Annotated in this window: 14 protein-coding genes; 5 read left to right on the forward strand and 9 right to left on the reverse strand. The window is 71.5% G+C overall.

Annotated features, from left to right (window positions below; genetic code table 11):
- Positions 1–6 precede the first annotated feature (6 nt).
- Entirely contained in the window at positions 7–417 is a 411-nt protein-coding gene (locus LUU90_RS01390) for a DUF6463 family protein (RefSeq protein WP_275001434.1), read from the reverse strand.
- Positions 418–687: 270 nt separating this feature from the next.
- On the opposite strand from LUU90_RS01390, the gene LUU90_RS01395 reads away from it, so the two are divergent.
- Together LUU90_RS01395 and LUU90_RS01400 are read left to right on the forward strand one after the other, a co-directional pair.
- On the forward strand, positions 688–1,302 hold the full coding sequence (locus LUU90_RS01395) for a TetR/AcrR family transcriptional regulator (RefSeq protein ID WP_275001435.1): 615 nt from the start codon (positions 688–690) through the stop codon (positions 1,300–1,302).
- 167 nt (positions 1,303–1,469) lie between these two features.
- On the forward strand, positions 1,470–1,886 hold the full coding sequence (locus tag LUU90_RS01400) for a nuclear transport factor 2 family protein (RefSeq protein ID WP_275001436.1): 417 nt from the start codon (positions 1,470–1,472) through the stop codon (positions 1,884–1,886).
- Between the two features lie 263 nt (positions 1,887–2,149).
- Here the strand turns inward: LUU90_RS01400 and LUU90_RS01405 are convergent, their stop codons facing one another.
- From LUU90_RS01405 to LUU90_RS01415, 3 genes are all read right to left on the reverse strand, one after another.
- Entirely contained in the window at positions 2,150–3,352 is a 1,203-nt protein-coding gene (locus LUU90_RS01405) for an FAD-dependent monooxygenase (RefSeq protein ID WP_275001437.1), read from the reverse strand.
- Positions 3,353–3,493: 141 nt separating this feature from the next.
- On the reverse strand, positions 3,494–5,017 hold the full coding sequence (locus LUU90_RS01410) for a carboxylesterase/lipase family protein (RefSeq protein WP_275001438.1): 1,524 nt from the start codon (positions 5,015–5,017) through the stop codon (positions 3,494–3,496).
- 20 nt (positions 5,018–5,037) lie between these two features.
- Positions 5,038–5,952 carry an MBL fold metallo-hydrolase gene (locus tag LUU90_RS01415; RefSeq protein WP_275001439.1) on the reverse strand — a complete coding sequence of 305 codons (915 nt, stop codon included), beginning with the start codon at positions 5,950–5,952 and terminating at the stop codon, positions 5,038–5,040.
- Positions 5,953–6,111: 159 nt separating this feature from the next.
- On the opposite strand from LUU90_RS01415, the gene LUU90_RS01420 reads away from it, so the two are divergent.
- Positions 6,112–8,886 carry a helix-turn-helix transcriptional regulator gene (locus LUU90_RS01420; RefSeq protein ID WP_275001441.1) on the forward strand — a complete coding sequence of 925 codons (2,775 nt, stop codon included), beginning with the start codon at positions 6,112–6,114 and terminating at the stop codon, positions 8,884–8,886.
- 1 nt (position 8,887) lies between these two features.
- Here the strand turns inward: LUU90_RS01420 and LUU90_RS01425 are convergent, their stop codons facing one another.
- From LUU90_RS01425 to LUU90_RS01445, 5 genes are all read right to left on the reverse strand, one after another.
- The gene (locus LUU90_RS01425; protein WP_275001442.1) at positions 8,888–9,922 is read right to left on the reverse strand and encodes a Gfo/Idh/MocA family protein; all 1,035 of its coding nucleotides are present in this window, start codon (positions 9,920–9,922) and stop codon (positions 8,888–8,890) included.
- A gap of 45 nt (positions 9,923–9,967) precedes the next feature.
- On the reverse strand, positions 9,968–10,786 hold the full coding sequence (locus tag LUU90_RS01430; RefSeq protein ID WP_275001443.1) for an ABC transporter ATP-binding protein: 819 nt from the start codon (positions 10,784–10,786) through the stop codon (positions 9,968–9,970).
- Positions 10,783–11,802: an ABC transporter substrate-binding protein gene (locus tag LUU90_RS01435; protein ID WP_275001444.1), complete on the reverse strand. Its 1,020-nt coding sequence runs from the start codon at positions 11,800–11,802 to the stop codon at positions 10,783–10,785. Before LUU90_RS01435 ends, LUU90_RS01430 begins: the two co-directional genes overlap by 4 nt.
- Positions 11,803–11,876: 74 nt before the next feature.
- Positions 11,877–12,758, reverse strand: coding sequence for an ABC transporter permease (locus tag LUU90_RS01440; RefSeq protein WP_275001445.1), 882 nt, complete (start codon positions 12,756–12,758; stop codon positions 11,877–11,879).
- Positions 12,759–13,013: 255 nt separating this feature from the next.
- The gene (locus tag LUU90_RS01445) at positions 13,014–13,349 is read right to left on the reverse strand and encodes a hypothetical protein (RefSeq protein ID WP_275001446.1); all 336 of its coding nucleotides are present in this window, start codon (positions 13,347–13,349) and stop codon (positions 13,014–13,016) included.
- 137 nt (positions 13,350–13,486) lie between these two features.
- Between LUU90_RS01445 and LUU90_RS01450 the strand changes: the two genes are divergently transcribed.
- Positions 13,487–14,503 carry a LacI family DNA-binding transcriptional regulator gene (locus tag LUU90_RS01450; protein WP_275001447.1) on the forward strand — a complete coding sequence of 339 codons (1,017 nt, stop codon included), beginning with the start codon at positions 13,487–13,489 and terminating at the stop codon, positions 14,501–14,503.
- Positions 14,504–14,744: 241 nt separating this feature from the next.
- Positions 14,745–18,065 (forward strand): family 16 glycoside hydrolase, encoded by a 3,321-nt coding sequence (locus LUU90_RS01455; protein ID WP_275001448.1) that lies wholly within the window; start codon positions 14,745–14,747, stop codon positions 18,063–18,065.
- Positions 18,066–18,083: the final 18 nt, after the last annotated feature.

The raw sequence follows: 18,083 nt of genomic DNA on the forward strand, positions 1-18,083 counted from the left end.
CGTATGTCAAACCCGGCCCTGGCCGGCCGCAGCTTCCAGCTCCTGACGTCGGGCGCGATGGGCTCCGACCAGCAGCAGGCCGGCCGCGACCAGAAGAATCGGCAACGGCGATGGCCCGGAGGCCACGAAGGTGACGACGGTCCAGGTCGCGATGGCCCAGGCGATGAACGACGGCGGGGTCACGCCCCGGCGATCCAGCCACAGCACCAGCACGCCGATCAGCAGGAGCGGCGGGCCGAAGCTGAACACCGAGTACCAGAACCCGACGGCGGCGTCGCTCAGCCCCGCGTAGCCCGTCTCGCTCCACAAGGACCCGCTGAACCACGTTCCGACGTGCTCGGGAGCGGTTTCGACCAGGCTGCCGAGCGTGTGCCCGACACCAGCCAGGACAATGATCCAACCGGCCCACTTGACCATCTGATCTCTCCGTTCGAGTCGTGGAGCCGTACGACGGGGCTCCTCGCGGTGTCGCACCTGCGCCGGATCGGACAAACCCCCCCGACGGCTCACAGCGCGCCCGCGCCCGCGTCAGGGCGTCCGCCGTGCCGATCCCGGCCGTCCAACAAACATACAGACATGCATGCTTGTATATCAAGCGTGTGGTCCGACGCGGTCGGCACCCCGTCACGTACATGCACAGACGTACGTATGCTGTTCCGACTGCCCGAGACCGCTGGGAGGAGCCCCATGAGTGGGACCGTCACGCGCCGCACGCAAGCCGACCGGCGCGCCACGACCCGAGCCGCCCTGCTGGCTGCCGCGGCGCACGGCTTGTCGACCTATGGATATGCCAGCCTTGCCCTGGAGCAGGTGGCCAAGGACGCGGGCTACACCCGCGGCGCCCTCTACCACCTGTTCGCCAACAAGGAAGACCTGGCGCTCGCCGTGGTGGAGTGGGTGGGCGAGACCTGGGATGCCGAAGTGCGCCAGCCGGCCCTGGGCGAGGCGGATCCCCTGGCCTCGCTGCTCACGATGGCCAAGGAGCACGCTCTCTACTGCCGTCGCTACGGCGGCGCCAAGGTGATGATGACTTTGCGGGTCGAGTTCACGGGGCAGGACCACCCGGTCGGACGCGCGATGAACGAGACCTACGACCGGCTCGAGAACGAGTGCGCCGAGCTGGTCACCGCCGGTCGCCGCAACGGCTCCATCCCCCCGGGCCCTCCGCCGCGCCTCACCGCGGCTGCCTTCCTCGCCATCCTGGAATCGGTCGGGATCGAGCTGGCCGGCAACGCACCCCACGACGCCGAGCTCACGGAACGGGCGGCGCGGGGCGTCCTCGGCGTTCCCGCACCCGGCTGAGCGGGCCACCGGCGGGGTGACGAACCCGCCCTCGATCTCCCGCATGATCGTCTCCGCGAACCGGTGACACGCTTGGCGTCCGTGCGCCCCGACGCTTACATGCATTCACGTTTGTATGTAGCATGGGGACGGGACACGCTCCCGCCCCACCAGTGGAGGTCTGAGCCATGAACGATGCACCAGCCATCGCGTCACCCGAGGCCTTGGCCGCCGTACGACACTTCTACGACTGCCTCGCCGACTCCGAGAACATCAGCGCGCTGCGCGAAGCCCTGACCCAGGACTTCGTCCTGACCCTGAGCCCGGGTCTGCCGCTACCGGTGGACCGAGTGTTCCGCAGCCGGGACGACGCCGTGGCCAACGTCTGGGCTCAGATCCCGCCAGGCGTATCACTTCGCTGCGAGCCGGACCGAACACTCGCGGTCGCCGGCGACGAGTTCATCGTTCTCGGGCACTACCGCGGAGACGGCTGGGAAGCTCCGTTCGCGCACGTCCTGACGACGGCAGGCGGGAAGCTCTCGTCCTTGCGCCAGATCACGGACACCCGCAGCTGGCCGGACCTGACCGCGACGTCCGGACACTAGCCGCGCCCGCGGCCCCCCGGCTCGGCGTCAGCCGTCCAGGACGAACGTGGCACCCGCCTCGACCGCGAGCTCTCCTCACCCGCCGCTCCTACTTCCGCTCCTTCCCCGACAAGCGTGAGGTGCACTTCGCCAAGTCCGCGGCGGTGACCGCGGCACACACCGTCTTCGACACCCTCCGGGTGGCGCTGGCGGACGCCGACGAGCCCCTCCCGCACGGGTGAAGCCACACCCGCACAGGGACGAGGCCGGCGCAGCACACCCGGCTACGACGCGCGACCGATCCCGGCCGGCGCGGCGCTGAGCTCCCTGGCCAGCTGCCGCCTGCGGGCCGCACCACCGAGCCGCAGGACGAACGACCGCACGGTCTCCGTCCACCGGCTGGAGGGAACGAACATCTGCTGCTTCAGGCGCGCGATGCGCTGATGCCTCAGGATCGACGGCCGCAGCGCCGACTCCCAGGCGGTCAGCGCGGCGCGGACGCCGTCCGGTGTGTCGCGCAGCGCCTGGCCCAGCTCCGCGCCGCCCCGGAGCGCACTCGTGGCACCCATACCCGAGTAGAGGTTCAGGCACCAGGCCGCGTCACCCACCAGCACGACCCGGCCCGCGCTCCACCGCGGCATCCTGACCTGGTGGACCGAGTCGAACAGGAACTCGGGCGCTCGTTCGAGCTCGGTAAGGAGGTATCGCACGACCGGGTCGTCCATACCCGAGTAGACGGAGCGCAGCCGCTCGATCCGGTCCCCCGCGAACTGCTCGGAGACGTCCGCCGTGCGGTAGGTCAGCAGGCCGGTGGGCGCCCGGTCGGCGAAGCCGAACACCCAGGCCGCGCGGCCCGCACGGGCGCTGATGATGCTGTCCTCGTCGCCGTAGCCCGGCACCTGGCCCGGAAGCTGGAAGGCGCAGATCATGGCGTCCCAGTCCCGGACGTACCGCGCGTGCGGACCGAAGACCAGGCGGCGCACGTCGGACCGCAACCCGTCCGCGCCGACGACGAGGTCGTACTCCTCGCGGTACTCCTCCCCCGTCCCGCCGTCCCGGAGCAGCACCCGGACACCGTCGCCCCCGTCGCTGATCTCGACGGGCGTGGTAGCGAGCCGCACGTCGATCCGCGCGCCGGCTCCCGGTCGGCCGAGGCCCTGCCAGAGCGCGGCCTCGATGTCGCCGCGGACCACCGCCGCGGGCCGGCCCGGCTGGTGCAGGAAGCCCAGCCCCGGCGCGCGGTTCCCGCGCCGGTCCAGCTCCCAGGCCCTTCCGCCGTCGGCGGGGTTGCGGGTGTGCAGGTCCTCGGCGATGCCCAGATCGATCGCCGCCTGCCTGCCGTCAGGCAGCAGGCCGACGAAGTACCCGCCCTGCCGCCGTTCGGGCGCCCGCTCGACGATCACGGGCGCCCACCCGGCGTCCCGCAGCCCGATCGCCGCCGACATGCCCGCGATCCCCAGTCCGACGACCAGTGCTCGTCTCCGCATCACGCTCTCCTGTCCCTCGGGTCTTCCTTGGCCGCGGCAGCACGCATCGGATCCTCCTTAACTAAGTTCAATTGCTGGTGCACCCAGCCTCCCTGAACTTCGTTAAGGTGTCAACCTTGGCGAAGGGCACCTCCCGCCCCCTCACGGGCGGCGGACGGTGGACCAGGCCAGTCGTTCCTCGCCACGCGGGTCCTCGACCTCGGTCCACTCGGTGTCGATGTGCATGGTGGACCGGCGCCGGTCGTCGTACCGGGCCCACCCCGGGTCTCCGGTGCGGGCGAACCGCAGCCAGGCCTCGTGCATCCGCGTCGCGAGCCCGGCCGGGGGGCGCCGCGGGCCGAGCATCGCCTGCGGTCCGTTCAGGACCGGCAGGCCGGCCGTGTCGAAGACGAACGGAAGCTCGACCGCGTGCGTGGCGCCCAGCTGTCCGTCGAGCGCTTCCGAACGCCACGCGAACTCGTAGGCGAACGTCGACGACGCACGGGAGGCGTGTGCCTCTGCGAGCGCCCAGGTGCCGGCGCCGAACAGGGCGTCACCCATGATCGCGGACCGCAGCTCACCGAAGGTCGCACCGGGCCGGGACGCACGGTAGGTCTCGACGAGGTCGAGCGGGTTCGGGTGGGACGAGGTCGCGGCACGCGTGACGTCTGCCGCGTCCGACGAGACGAACTTGTCGACGGGGACCAGGTAGAGGTGCCCCTCTTCCGTGGTGGTCCCGACGAGCAGGTCGACGTCGGCGGAGGCGCCCGCGGCGACCGACACGGCAGGCTGCTCGTCGAGGACCAGGCTGAACGGGCTCAGCCCGATCAGCGGGTCGTAGTGGGTCTCGGTCCGCAGGTCGATGCCGCCGAGCCGGGACGCGGCCTCGACGAGCTGTGCGTCCGAGAGCTGTGCGAACTGTTCGACCTCGGGTGCGATCCCGAGAGCCTCGGCCGCCGCCCGGGTGACCCGGGCAGCCTGCTCGGTGGTGAAGGCGCCGAGACCGCTGCCGCTCTGGACGATCGCTCGACGGAAGAGTCCCGACGCCGGACGGTGCGCGAGGATTCCGCCGACGATCGTCGCACCGGCCGACTGGCCGAACAGGGTGACGTTGCGCGGGTCTCCCCCGAACGCGGTGATGTTGCGCTGGACCCAGTGCAGCGCCGCGACGACGTCGAGCAGGCCGCGGTTCGCCGGGGCTCCTGGGATGTCGAGAAATCCGGCGATACCGAGCCGATAGTTCACGGTCACCAGCACGACGTCGTCCCGGCCGAACGCGGAGCCGTCATAGATGGCGGCGTTGGTCGATCCGGCGACGAACCCGCCCCCGTGGACGAACACCATGACCGGAAGGTCGCCCGTCATGCCCGGGGGTGCCCAGACGTTGACGGTGAGGTAGTCGTCGCCCTGGCTCCATCCGGTGCCGAAGTACGGCGACATGTCGATGCTGCCGAGGCGGCGTTCGGCCTGGGGCGCTGTGGGGCCGGGCCGGGTCGCGTCGCGGACGTCGTCCCACGGCGCATGCTGCTCCGGCGGTGCGAACCGCCCCGCACCGCGGGGCGGGGCGGCGTACGGGACGCCGAGGAACACGGCTGCGGCGTCCCCGCGGGTGCCGCGAACGGCTCCACGGTCCGTGGTGACGACGACGTCGGTATCGCTGTTCATCTGCTGGGTGTCGCTGTTCATCTGCTGCCTCTTCATGGGGGTCAGGACGGCTCGGTCGAGTACAGGGAGAACGGGGCCCAGTTCTTCACCGTGAAGGCGCTGCCGTCGCGGCAGACCTCCGCGGCGCCGTGGCCGCCGAGGTGTGCGGGGATGACCAGCGCGTTGTTGTCCGCTGCCCAGCCGAGCACCTTGCGCCGCGTCGCGCGGGCGAGCGCCGGGTCCTCGCAGAAGCAGCTGTTGGAGTCCGGCTCGAGGAGCTGCACGGGGTTGTGCAGCATGTCGCCGACGAAGACGGCGCGGTCGGTCCCCGACGTCAGCGTGAGGATGGACGATCCGGGCGTGTGCCCGGGAGCCGCGTCGAGCCGCAGGTGCTCGTCGATCTGGTGGCTGTCCTCCCAGAGCAGCACCTGGCCGGCCTGGTGCACCGGAGCGACGCTGTCCTCGAACACGTTCTGGTTGCCGCGGCCGAGAGCGGGCTGGTGGTTGTTGGCCGGGTTCCAGAAGTCGAAGTCGTCCTTCGGCATCAGGTACGTGGCGTTGGGGAACGTGGGGAGCCAGCTCCGGCCGTCCAGGTACGTGTTCCAGCCGACGTGGTCGACGTGGAGATGCGTGTTGATCACGACGTCGACGTCCTCGGGCCGGACGCCGGCGCGAGCGAGGTTGTCCAGGAAGTCCGTCTCCAGGTGGCTCCAGACCGGAGAGTACGGACGCTCCTTGTGGTTCCCGACGCCGGTGTCCACGAGGATCGTCTTGCCCCCGCTGCGCAGCAGCCAGGTCTGGATCGCCGAGTTCACGATGTTGGTCGTGGAGTCCACGAAGTGCGGTGCCAGCCAGGGAGCACCGTCCCACACCTCCTTGGAGCTGTCCGGGAAGAACGTCTCGGGAGTCATCTCGACGGGGCCGAAGTACTCCCAGACCCGGGTGATGGTGACGTCCCCGAGGGTGATCTGCGACATGAGTGTCCTTGTCTCTGCGGAAACCTGCTTCGCGACCCTAGGAAGACGGGCCGCTCCGCCGGTATCCGTCAGTCGACTGCACCTGCCGGCCGGCCGGGCGCCGGGCTGACTACCGGGCTCGTAGGATGATCAGCGGCCCCCGCGATTTCAGGAGACGCCATGCAGCCGCAGGACGGCCGTCGGTTCCAGATCTGGGACTTCGCCCGGCTCACGAGCTCACGGAGCGCGACGTCGGCCAGGGCGGACGGCGTGACCCGGCTCCTTCGCGCGGTCGAGGAGCCCGGCGGCGGGGGCACCGTCCAGCTGCTCGTGGGCGACGCCGGGATGGGCAGGACCACCCTGCTGGACGCCCTGGCTCGCCATGCCGGGTCGCGCGGATCCTTGGTGCTGCACGCTCAGGGGAGCGAGTCCGAGCGGACGCTCGCCTTCTCCACCCTGCACCAGCTGCTCCGTCCCGTGACGGACCTGATCGAAATGCTGCCCGGACGGCAGGCGTCGGTGCTGCGGACGGCCACGGGTACGGGCGCCGGCGCGGCGAGCCCGGACGTCATGGCCACGGGGAACGCGTTGCTCGACCTGCTGTCCGACCTGGCTGCCCAGCAGCCGCTCCTCCTTCTGCTGGACGACGCGCACCGGTGCGACCAGTCCTCGCTCGACACGCTCGCCTTCGCGGCACGTCGGCTGGGCGGAGAGGCCGTCACGCTGCTGCTGGCCGCCGAGACCGGGCACACGGTCAGGGGCGCCGAGCGCGACGTGCCGGTCACGGTCCTCGAACCCCTCGACGACGCCGAGGCGTCGCGCCTTCTCGAGGGCCTGCCGGTACGGCCTACGGCGCGGCTCAGCGCGGACATCCTCGAGCAGGCGGCCGGCAACCCGCTCGCGCTCACCGAGCTGTCCAGGGCCGCCGCCCTGGACTCGGCGGGGGGCCAGACCTCGGCGGGTCCGCTCCCGCTCACCGACGAGCTGGCACGGGTGTTCAGCGCGGGCGCGATCGGGCTGCCGCACGTCACCCGGCAAGCACTGCTGTGCCTGGCGGCGATGGACCCTGTCGACGCGGCGATCGTCCCCGCACCGACACCGCCGGGCACCGCGCACGACGCGTGGGAGCCCGCGGATCGCGCAGGCCTGATCCTGCGCACGGACCGGCGCGTGCGGTTCCGTCACCCGCTCGTCCGCTCCGCGATCTATCAGACCGCCGCTCCGGACGACCGACGCGCAGCCCACCGAGCTCTCGCGGAGCTGCTGCACGACGAGCCGGACCGGCGCGCCTGGCACCTCGCGGCCTCCTGCACGGGACAGGACGCGGCGATCTCCGAGCTGCTGGAGCGGACCGCCGAGCGGGCACGCCGGCGCGGGGGGCCTGCGTCCGCCGGAAAAGCACTGCACCGGGCGGCCGAGCTCACCCCGCATGCCTTGGACAGCGGCCGGCTGTTCGCCGAGGCGGCCAGGAGCGCCGTGCTGACCGGTGACCTCGCCTGGGTGGAGCACCTGGCGCAGGCGGTACGCACCCGGACCGAGGACGCCTCGCTCATCGCCGCCGCCACCGTCCAGGTGAGCCGGCTGACCGTGCTGACCGCCCGCCACACCACGGCGTTCGCCCGGCTGATCCAGGCAGCCGCCCGGTTCGCGACGACGCAGCCCGACCGCGCGCTCGACATCCTCGCGGACGCCGCCGTGGCGCAGTTCTACTCGGGAAGAGACTCCGAGCGGCACGCGATCTACGGCGTGCTGCGGAACATCCCCGAGCACGACGGTCAGGACTGGCTGCGGGCGTGGGTGCGGATCGTCTGTGATCCGTGGGACGACCGGCGCACGGATCTGCGAGTGCTGAGGGCGCGGCTCGCCGCCGAGAAGGGCACCCGACCGGAGCAGCTGACGTACCTCGGCATCGCCGCGTGGCTGCTGGACGAGACGCCGGAGGCGGTCGACACGTTCGACCTGGCCCTGGACGCCGGGCAGGCGGAGGCCGCCCTGCCGAACGGCTTGGGCGGCGCCGCTGCCTGGGCCTACCTGGAGCGGGGGCGATGGGACGAGGCGCGAGCGGTCAGCGGGCGCATCATCATCACCGGGACCGCGGCCGGGCTCCACCATGCCGTGGCGTGCGCGACGGCGGTGGACGCGATGGTGCTCGCACTTCAGGGCGACGTCCTGGGCGCCCGGGCTCAGGCGGCGCGAGCCGTCGCCCTCGTCGACCCGCTGGAGAGCCGTTCGGTGTTCGTGTACGTCCGGCGCGCGCTCGCCGCTGCCGCGGCCGCGGAGGGTGACCACGACACCGTCTACCAGCAGCTGCGGATGGCCTTCACCGCAGAGGGCAGGCCCTTGCACTACCACGCGTCGTACGCGACCCTCGCTGATCTCGCGGCCGCCGCCGTGCGCAGCGAACATCGACGGGAGGCGTCCGCGATCGTGGAGGCCTCGGCGCGGGACCTGGGCGAGAACGTCTCGCCTCGGCTCCGCGGGCTCCTCCACCGTGCTCGTGGCCTGCTGGCCGACCCCGAGAGCGCGGAACCGCACTTCCGAGCCGCCCTCGACGACCCGTTCCTCACGTACTGGCCGTTCGAACGGGCGCAGACGCTGCTCGACCTCGCGGAGTGGCTACGCCGCCGCCGACGGATCGCCGAGGCCAGGGCGCCGCTCGCCGAAGCGCTGGAGACCTTCCGGCGCCTGGGCGCCGTGCCATGGATCGAGCGAGCGCGAACGGAGTCGCGGGCCGCGGGCGTCGACCTCGGTACGTCGACCAGCGACGCTCTCGCCGACCTCTCGCCGCAGCAGCAGGAGATCATCCGGCTCGCGGCCCGGGGTCTCACCAACCGCGAGATCGGTGAGCGGCTCTTCATCTCCCCGCGCACCGTGGGCTCTCATCTGTACCGCAGCTTTCCCCGCCTGGGCGTCACGGCACGATCGCAGCTCCGGGACGTCGTCGAGGGCGCCTGACTCAGGCAGACAGGCGCACCATCACGCCCTCCGCCCCGGCCCGGGAGATCGCGCACAGCAGCCGGACCGTCTCCACGGCCTCGTCGATCCCGGCGGGGACCGGTGTGGACGTCTCCAGGGCAGACGTCTCCAGCGCGGAGACGATCTGCGTCCACTGGGCCAGGTGTCCCGCGTGCCCGATCGCGAGCGGGTCGGCGGCGCCGCTCGCGATCCGGCCCGCTCCCGGCGGGGGTACTCCCGGGACGTCCCACCGTCGCACCTCGCCCTGGCCGAGCTCGACCGAGCCCCGGGAGCCGAACAGCGAGATCGTCGCCGGGAACCCGGGCGGCGTCGCGGTCGTGGTGGTGACCACGCCCAGCGCACCGGACAGGAACCGGAGCGTCGCCACCGTCGTGTCCTCGGCGTCGATGGTGTGCGCGAGCGTCCCGGACTGCGCCGTCACCGACTCGACCGGGCCGCACAGCCAGCGCAGCAGGTCGACGTTGTGCACGCCCTGGTTCATGAGGGAGCCGCCGCCCTGCGCCGTCGTGGAGCGCCAGCCCGCCGCGCGGTAGTAGTCGTCGTCGCGGAACCAGTGGACGTTCGTCATCGCGAGCCGCAGCTCGCCCAGCGCCCCGTCGTCGACGGCCTTCTTGAGCGCGACGTGCTCGGCCTCCAGACGCCGCTGGGAGATCATCGAGACCATCAGCCCACGCTCACGGGCGGCGCGCGCGACCTGCAGCGCGTCGTCGACGTCGAGTGCGAGCGGCTTCTCGACGACGACGTGCCGGCCGGCCTCCAGAGCCGCGAGCGCCCATGCCGCGTGCGTGCCGCTCGGGGTGCAGATCGTCACGACGTCGACGTCGGGGTGGGCGATGACGTCGTCCGCCTCCAGGCGCTGCGCGGGCTGGGCCGCGAGGCCCGGCGGGCTCGCGGGCTCCCGGCCGCTGAACGCGACCAGCCGGGCCCGGCCCGCGAGCTCGCGGAGCGCCCGGGCGTGCATCATGCCGATGCCGCCCATCCCGACGATGCCCACCCCGACGCCGTTCGTGCTCACGGGTTCATCCTCCTCCGGATCGCTCGGCTCGGTCGCTCGGCTCGGTCACTCGGCCACGTGACTCGCGCCGAGCAGGTCGCGCAGGCGCTCGGCCGCGGCGGTGAACCGGGGGTCGGCGAGCGTCGCGCCGTACTCGCGACGGTCCGGCAGCCCGGGTTCGAGCGTCTCGATGATCCGGCCGGGACGTGGGCTCATGACGACGATCCGGCTGCCCAGGTACACCGCCTCGGGCACGGAGTGCGTGACGAGCACGACCGTCGTCCCGGTCTCCCGCCAGATCCGGTTCATCTCGATGTTCATCTGCTCGCGGGTGAGCGCGTCAAGCGCCCCGAACGGCTCGTCCATGAGGAGCACCCGCGGCTCGTGCAGGAGCGCGCGGCACAGTGCGACCCGCTGCTGCATGCCGCCGGACAGCTCGTGCGGGAGCGCCTTCTCGAACCCGGTGAGCCCGGTCAGCCCGATGAGGTGGTCCGCACGTTCCTCCGCGCGTCGCCGGTCCATACCGCGCATCTCGGCCTGGAGCAGGATGTTCTTGCGCACGCCCCGCCATTCGAGCAGGGCCGAGCGCTGGAAGGCGAACCCGATGTCGCGCTGCGGTGCGGTGACCCGCTCCCCGTAGAGGCGGACGTCGCCGTCGGTGATGCGGGTCAGTCCCGCGACGATCTTCAGCAGCGTCGACTTGCCGCAGCCGGAGGGCCCCGCGATGGTGACGAACTCGCCGGGCAGCACCGTGAGCGACACGTCGTCGAGCGCGACGGTCTCCGAACGCTTCGACGTGAAGCGCTTCGTGAGGTGCGAGACCTCGATGATCGGCTCGGTGCCGACCGCCCGGGCTGCCGCGGCGGCGTCGGTCGTGGCGGTCACAGGTCCTCCCCGAAGGTCGCGTCCCAGTAGGTGTCCGGCGTCGCGGGGCCCTCGAAGTCCGTGTTCTCGGAGAGGAAGGTCAGCGTGTCCGTCCACTGCGCCTCGGAGTTGACGCCGGGTGCGGGGGCGGTCTCGAGGTCGAGCAGGCCGATCGTCGCCTCGAGCTGTGCCGCCAGCACGGCCTCGTCCGGCGCCTGCTCCGCGCCCGCCGCCATCGCGGCGACAGCGCCCTCGGGATCCTCCGACGCCGCGAGGAACGCCTCCGACGTCGCCCGCACCATCGCCTGGACGAGCTCGGGATCGCTCTCGATCGTCGCCTCGTTCGCCACGAGGCCCGTGCCGAGCAGGTTCATGCCGAAGTCCGAGAACGGGAGCGCGGACACCTCCTTGCCGGTCTGGTTCTCGATCGTGGGTGCCTGGTCGTGGTGGAAGCCCTGGATCGCGTCGACCTTGCCCTCGATCAGCGCGGCGATCTTGCCGGCGGCGTCGACGTTGACCACCGTCACGTCCGCGGGGTCCACGCCGTTGAGCTCCAGCCACGCCGGGAACGTGCCGTACATGGCGTCGCCGGGGGTGCCGCCGACCGTCTTGCCCACGAGGTCCGCGGGCTCGGTGATGCCCTGGTCGTCGAAGAACTCGACCGAGCTGGGGCCGGTCTGCAGGAAGACGCCGACGCTGCGCACGGGCATGCCCGAGCTGATCCCGTTCGCCAGGGGCGGGGTGTCCGCCCACCCGAAGTCGGTGTTGCGCTGCGCCACCTGCTGGACGGTGTTGCCGGAGCCGTTGCCCGGCTGGATCGTGAGGTCGATGCCCGCGTCCTCGAAGATCCCCTGCTCCACGCCGTAGTAGAACGGCGCGTGCTCGCCGTACGGGACCCAGTTGAGGGTCACCGTGACCTCTCTCGGGCCGTCGGCCGAACCGCCCGGGGAGTCCCCGCCGGTCTGCCCGCAGGCCGAGACCATCATGACCGCGACGCCGGTCACTGCCAGCGACTTTCCGAACGTGCCACCACGCATGGGTAGAGCCCTTCTGTTCGTTCCGCCGTCTCGGACGGGGAGGACGCGGGAGTCGTGCCTGTCTGTCGGGAGGGTCACAGCGCCACGAGGGCGAGGTTCCCGCGCCGCGAGGCGTGCCACGGGATGAGGAGGCGTTCGAGCACCTCGACCAGGACGAAGAGGACCACGCCGATGAGCGACATGAGGATCAGGTCGGCGAACAGCAGCGGCGCGTCGAGGTTGCCGCTGGCGAGCAGCAGCACGTACCCGAGACCACGGTCGGCGCCCACGAACTCGCCGACGACGGCGCCCACGACCGCCAGGGTGACCGCGACCTTCAGGCCGGACATGAGCTGCGGGAGGGCCCCGGGGAAGCGGATCTTGCGGAACGTCTTCCACCGGGAGGCGCCCATGGTCGCGGACATCTCCAGCAGCTCGGGGTCCACGGAGCGCAGCCCCGCGACGGCGGAGATCACGACCGGGAAGAAGGCGATGAGCACGGCCAGGACGATCTTCGGCGTCATCCCGAACCCGAACCAGACCACGAGGATCGGCGCGATGGCGATCTTGGGGATGACCTGGGCGAAGAGGATGAGCGGGTAGAGGGACTTCTCGGCCGTCCTGGAGTAGACGAGGAGCACCGCCGTCGCCACGCCGATCACGGCCGCAAGCACGAACCCGACGATCGTCTCCAGCGTGGTCACCCACGTGTGCTCGAGCAGCATCGCCCAGTCGGCGACCATCGTCTCCGCCACCGCGCCCGGCGAGGGCACCAGATAGGCGGGCACGAGCTCTCGCCAGGCCACGAACCACCACGCCAGGAACAGCGCGAGCAGCACCGCGACCGGTCGCCAGGACTCCGACAGCAGCATCAGGGCACGGCTGCCGAGCGAGGGCTCGCCGGCCTTCCCCGGCGAGACCGGCCGGGCCCGGCGCGACGGCGGCGTAGCGGCGCGTGCTTCCTGGGTGGTCACCACGGCGTGATCCTCCATAGTTCGCTCATTCCGTTTCGTCCCACGGGTCGACGTCGACTCGTGGGGCAGCGGGTCAGGGCGCACCGGACGTCGTCATCCGGGAAGCGCCGGTCGGTAGAGCAGGTCAGCAGCTCCGGCCGGTGGAGCTGCGCGTCACCAGGGAGACTATGAGCCGTGCCAGGGCCGGACAACGAGTTGCCACTTGTTGCCCCGCCGTCGCGGGCGTCCCGTGGCGTGCGGTTGCCATCGCCGCTCCGGTCAGCCGTCGTGCGGTTCCGTGGCCGCGTCGAGGTCGACGGCGACCGAACGGAAGCCCGCCGAACGCACGGCGCGAAGGACCTCCCCGCGCAAGGGCTCGGCCGCCAGGGCCGTGAGGTCGCGGTGCGGTGCCTCGAGCCGGGCCAGGTCACCGTGGTGCCGCACGCGGATCTCCTCGAGCCCGAGGCGTCTGAGCTCGCTCTCCGCTGCCTCGATCTGGACCGCCTCGTCCGCCACGGGGCCCAGCACGTCGACGGGCTCGGCCGGCTGGTCGGAGGGCTCGTGGTCGTCCCCGGGTGGCGAGCTCGTCCCTGGGCCCGCGGCGCGCATGGTCATGCTGTCATTCGAGGGGCGTCGCACCAGGGCAGTCAAGGTGTTGCCACCTCTTGCCGGGCAGGCAAGGACCTGCCATGCCCGGGCGAATCGTGGCACATCGTTGCCGCCGGCCGGTGTTCGACGTACGCTCCCCGCGCATGGGCGAAACTGGCGAAACCGGAAACTCTCGCACCAGACCGACCATCTATGACGTCGCCAAGGCCGCCGGCGTCGCGCCCTCGACGGTCTCGAGGGCGTTCTCCAGGCCGGGACGGGTCAATGCCGACACGGCGGAACGCATCCGTCGCGTCGCCCACGAGCTCGGCTACCGGATGAACCCCATCGCCCGCGGCCTGCCGGACGGCAGGACCGCGCTGCTGGCGATCATCGTGGCCGACCTGACCAACCCGTTCTTCTTCGAGATCATCCGCAGCGCCGAGAAGACCGCCATCGACGCCGGGTACACGCTCCTCGTGGTGGACGCGCACGAGTCGGGCGAGGCGGAGCGCCAGGCCCTGGAGCGGACGCTGCCACTGGTGGAGGGGATCGTCCTCGCCACCTCCCGGCTCTCGGACTCGGCGATCCGGGCCGTGGCCAAGCAGCGTCCGACGGTCGTGATGAACCGTGTCGTCACGGACGTCGCGAGCGTCATCACCGACAACGCCCAGGGGATGCGGAGCGCCGTCGAACACCTGGCGGGCCTCGGGCACACCCGGATCACGTACCTGGCCGGCCCCGAGGCGTCCTGGGCCGACGGCATGCGCTGGCGCGCCTTCCGCAGGACGACCCAGGAGCTCGGCCTGCGGGCACGCCGCCTCGGTCCGTTCGCACCGACGCTCGCCGGCGGGCTCTCGGCCGCCCAGGCCCTCACCACGCACGCCGCGACCGCGACCGTCGCCTACAACGACCTCCTCGCGATCGGCGCGATGCGCGGGCTCACCCGGCTGGGGGTCGAGATACCCCGTGAGCTGAGCGTCGTCGGCTTCGACAACATCTTCGGCTCCGACTTCTGCACCCCGCCGCTGACGACGGTCGCCGCTCCCCTGCGCCACTTCGGGACGTTCGCCGTGCAGCGCCTCCTGAACCAGCTGCGCAACCCGTCGCCCGGCCTGTCGGTACCCGCCCTGCTCCCGGCGAAGCTCGTCGAACGGGGCTCGACCGCGCGCCACGGCTGAGGTTCTCGGACGACAGGTGTGACGCCCGCGGCCCCAGGGCTGACGTCTCGCGGCGGACGGAGCGCACGCACGCCGTCCGCCGCCGTGCAGGGGCAACAAGTGGCAACTCGTTGTCCGCCGTCACCCCGGACCGCATAGTGACGGAGCGTGCCCACGTCCCCGGCGTCCGGGAACGGTCGCACGCAGGCAAGTTCTCGCAGGCAAGTTCTCGCAGGCAAAGTCTCAATGGAGAGGCAGGCCCATGGAACGCAGATCGACCCACCGCACGCTCGCCGCGATGCTCGGCGTGCTCGTGCTGCCGCTCACGGTGCTGCCGGCGCAGGCCGACACCCAGGGCCTGGCGCACGCAGCCGCCGACCCCACACGGCCGCAGGAACCGGGCGTCACGCTCCGGGTGTTCGACGTCCAGGTCCCGCTGGAGGACTACTGCACGCTCAAGCCCGGCCAGACGCCGAACATCGACAAGCTGATGCCGACGATCGACTGGCGCACGACCGCGGACTTCGGGCTCGCCGACCGGTTCGTCACCGAGGTCACCGGCTACCTGGACGTCCCCTCCGCCGGCACCTACGACTTCCGGCTCACCAGCGACGACGGCGCGCGGCTGCTGCTCGACGACACCCTCGTCGTCGACCACCCGGGCAGGCACGGGGCCACCCCGAAGGACGGGTCGGCCGCGCTGGAGGCCGGGTACCACTCGCTGCGCATCGACCACTTCGACGGCGACTTCGACCAGCGGCTCACGCTGGAGTGGCGCCCGCCGGGCGCCACGGGCTTCGCCGTGGTGCCGAGCTCGGTGCTGAGCACCGACGCCGACGTCACACGGGTCACCTCGCCGGGCCGCAAGTCCTGCGAGGGCGTCACCGAGGCCCCGGGCGACGGCCTGCCGCTGACCGAGGTGCACCCCGACTACACGCTGACCGACCTGCGCCCGGACGGGTTCGAGCCGCAGGTCACCGGCATGGACTGGCTGCCGGACGGCCGCATGGCCATCGCCACCTGGGGCGGCGACCGCGAGACGGTGCTCGGCGAGGTGTACCTGGTTGACAACGTCACGGGTGACGCCGGCGCCGAGGACGTGACGTACACGAAGATCGCCGAGGAGCTCGAGGAACCGATGGGCCTCAAGGTCGTCGACGGCAGCATCTACGTGTCCGAGAAGGACGGCCTGACCGAGCTCGTCGACACCGACGGCGACGAGGTCACCGACGAGTACCGCTCGGTCGCGACCTGGCCGTTCGGTGGCAACTACCACGAGTTCGCGTTCGGCCTGCTGTACGAGGAAGGCTACTTCTACGTCGCCACGGGGATCGCGATGGTCCCCGGCGGCGCCACCCGGGACCCGCAGCTCGTCGAGAACCGCGGCTCGGTGATGAAGATCGACAAGGACTCGGGTGAGGTGGAGTACCTCGCGGGCGGCCTGCGGACACCGAACGGGCTGGGCTTCGGCGCCGACGGCGGCATGTACGTCACCGACAACCAGGGCATGCACGTGCCGACGTCGAAGCTGGTGCGCGTCGAGGAGGGCGCGTTCTACAACCACTACACGAACCCGGACGGCCCCTACGACGACCAGCCGGTGACCGAACCGGTGGTCTGGATGCCGCACGGTGAGATCTCGAACTCGCCGAGCAACCCCGTCATCCTCACCGAGGGTGTGTTCGCCGGGCAGATGGCGATCGGCGACGTGACCTACGGCGGCCTGCAGCGCGTCTACCTCGAGGAGGTCGCCGGCCAGGAGCAGGGCGCCGTGTTCCGCATGACGCAGGGGCTGGAGTCGGGCGTCAGCAGGACGAGCGTGGGCCCGGACGGCTCCGTCTACGTCGGCGGGATCGGCTGGTCGGGCAACTGGGGCCAGGCGGGCAAGCTCGGTCACGGCCTCCAGAAGCTCACCTTCGACGAGAGCCGGGCGTTCGACATGGTCGAGATGCGCGCCGTCGACGGCGGGTTCGAGATCGAGTACACGCAGCCCCTGTCGGACGAGACCGCGCAGGACCTCGCCGAGAAGTACGAGGCGGCGCAGTGGCGCTACGTGTCGACGCCGCAGTACGGCGGGCCGAAGGTCGACGAGGAGGACCTCGACGTCACCTCCGCCGTGCTGTCCGACGACCGCAGGACCGTCACGCTCATGATCGACGGGCTGCAGCCCGGCCGTGTGGTCAACGTGCACTCACCGCGCCCGTTCGCGTCCGCGAGCGGCGAGGAGCTGTGGAGCACCGAGGCCTGGTACACGCTCCACCGCCTGCCCGACGGCTCCGCCCCACCCCCGGTCTACGAGGCCGAGGCCGCCGACCTCTCCGGCGGCGCGAGGTGGAACACCAACCACGCCGGGTACTCGGGCGCCGGGTTCGTCGACCGCAACTGGGAACCCGGCTCGCGCACCACGTTCGCGGTCGAGGCCCGCGAGGCGGGCCCGCACGACCTGGAGCTGCGCTACGCGAACGGCCAGAACTCCGACCCGAGCCCGACGCCACGCTCGATGAGCCTGTACGTCAACGGTGAGAAGCAGCGGCAGGTCTGGCTCGACAGCACGGTGAGCTGGTCGAACTGGTCCACCCAGGTGGAGACCATCGAGCTGGAGAAGGGCGCGAACACGATCGCCTACGCGTACGACGCCGACGATCGGGGACACGTGAACCTCGACAGCCTCACCGTCACCCCCACCGACCGCATCCCCCTGTTCGACGGCGGCGACCTCGACGCCTGGGAGAAGGTGAGCGGCGGGCCCGCGACGTGGCCCGTCGAGGACGGCACGATGGAGTCCTTCGGCGGCGACATCCGGACGAAGGAGAAGTTCGGTGACTTCCGGATGCACGCCGAGTGGTATCAGCCGGAGCTCGCCGACGACGTGACGGGTCAGGCCCGCGGTAACAGCGGCGTCTACATCCAGGAGCGCTACGAGGTCCAGGTGCTCGAGTCCTTCGGCATCGATCCCCCGGCGACGAACGACGCCGGCTCGATCTACCTGAAGAAGGCCCCGGACGTGAACGCGGCGACCCCGATGGGCACGTGGCAGACCTACGACATCGTGTTCCGCGCCGCCCGGTTCGACGCCGACGGGACCAAGACCGAGGACGCACGCCTCTCGCTCTGGTGGAACGGACAGCTCGTGCACGACGACGTGCCGATCGACGGCAAGACCGGCAACGGCAGGGCGGAAGGTCCGACGCCCGGGCACATCCGCCTCCAGGACCACGGCGACCCCGGCCCGAACCCGCGGTTCCGCGACGTCTGGATCGAACGCCTGCCCGAGCGGGAGACCACCCGGCAGGGCCTGACGTCGCAGGTCTCGGCGCGGCTCGCCCCGTCGAAGGTCACGGCGGGCAGCGCGGCACTGGCCCTGGTGAAGGTGCCCGGTACGCAGGGCCACCCGGCGCCGACGGGGACCGTCCGGGTCACCGTCGGGGACACGTCGGTCAAGGCCACGCTCGGCCGTGGCCCCGCCCGGCTCCCGCTCCCGACGTCGGAGCTGGAGACGGGAGCACACCCGGTGACCGTGGAGTACCTCGGCGACACGGTCTACCGGCGCAGCACGACGACGGTCGACCTGACCGTCCACTGATCTGGTCCCTCGACTCCC

The sequence above is a fragment of the Promicromonospora iranensis genome (assembly GCF_028994775.1).
Classification (GTDB): domain Bacteria; phylum Actinomycetota; class Actinomycetes; order Actinomycetales; family Cellulomonadaceae; genus Promicromonospora; species Promicromonospora iranensis_A.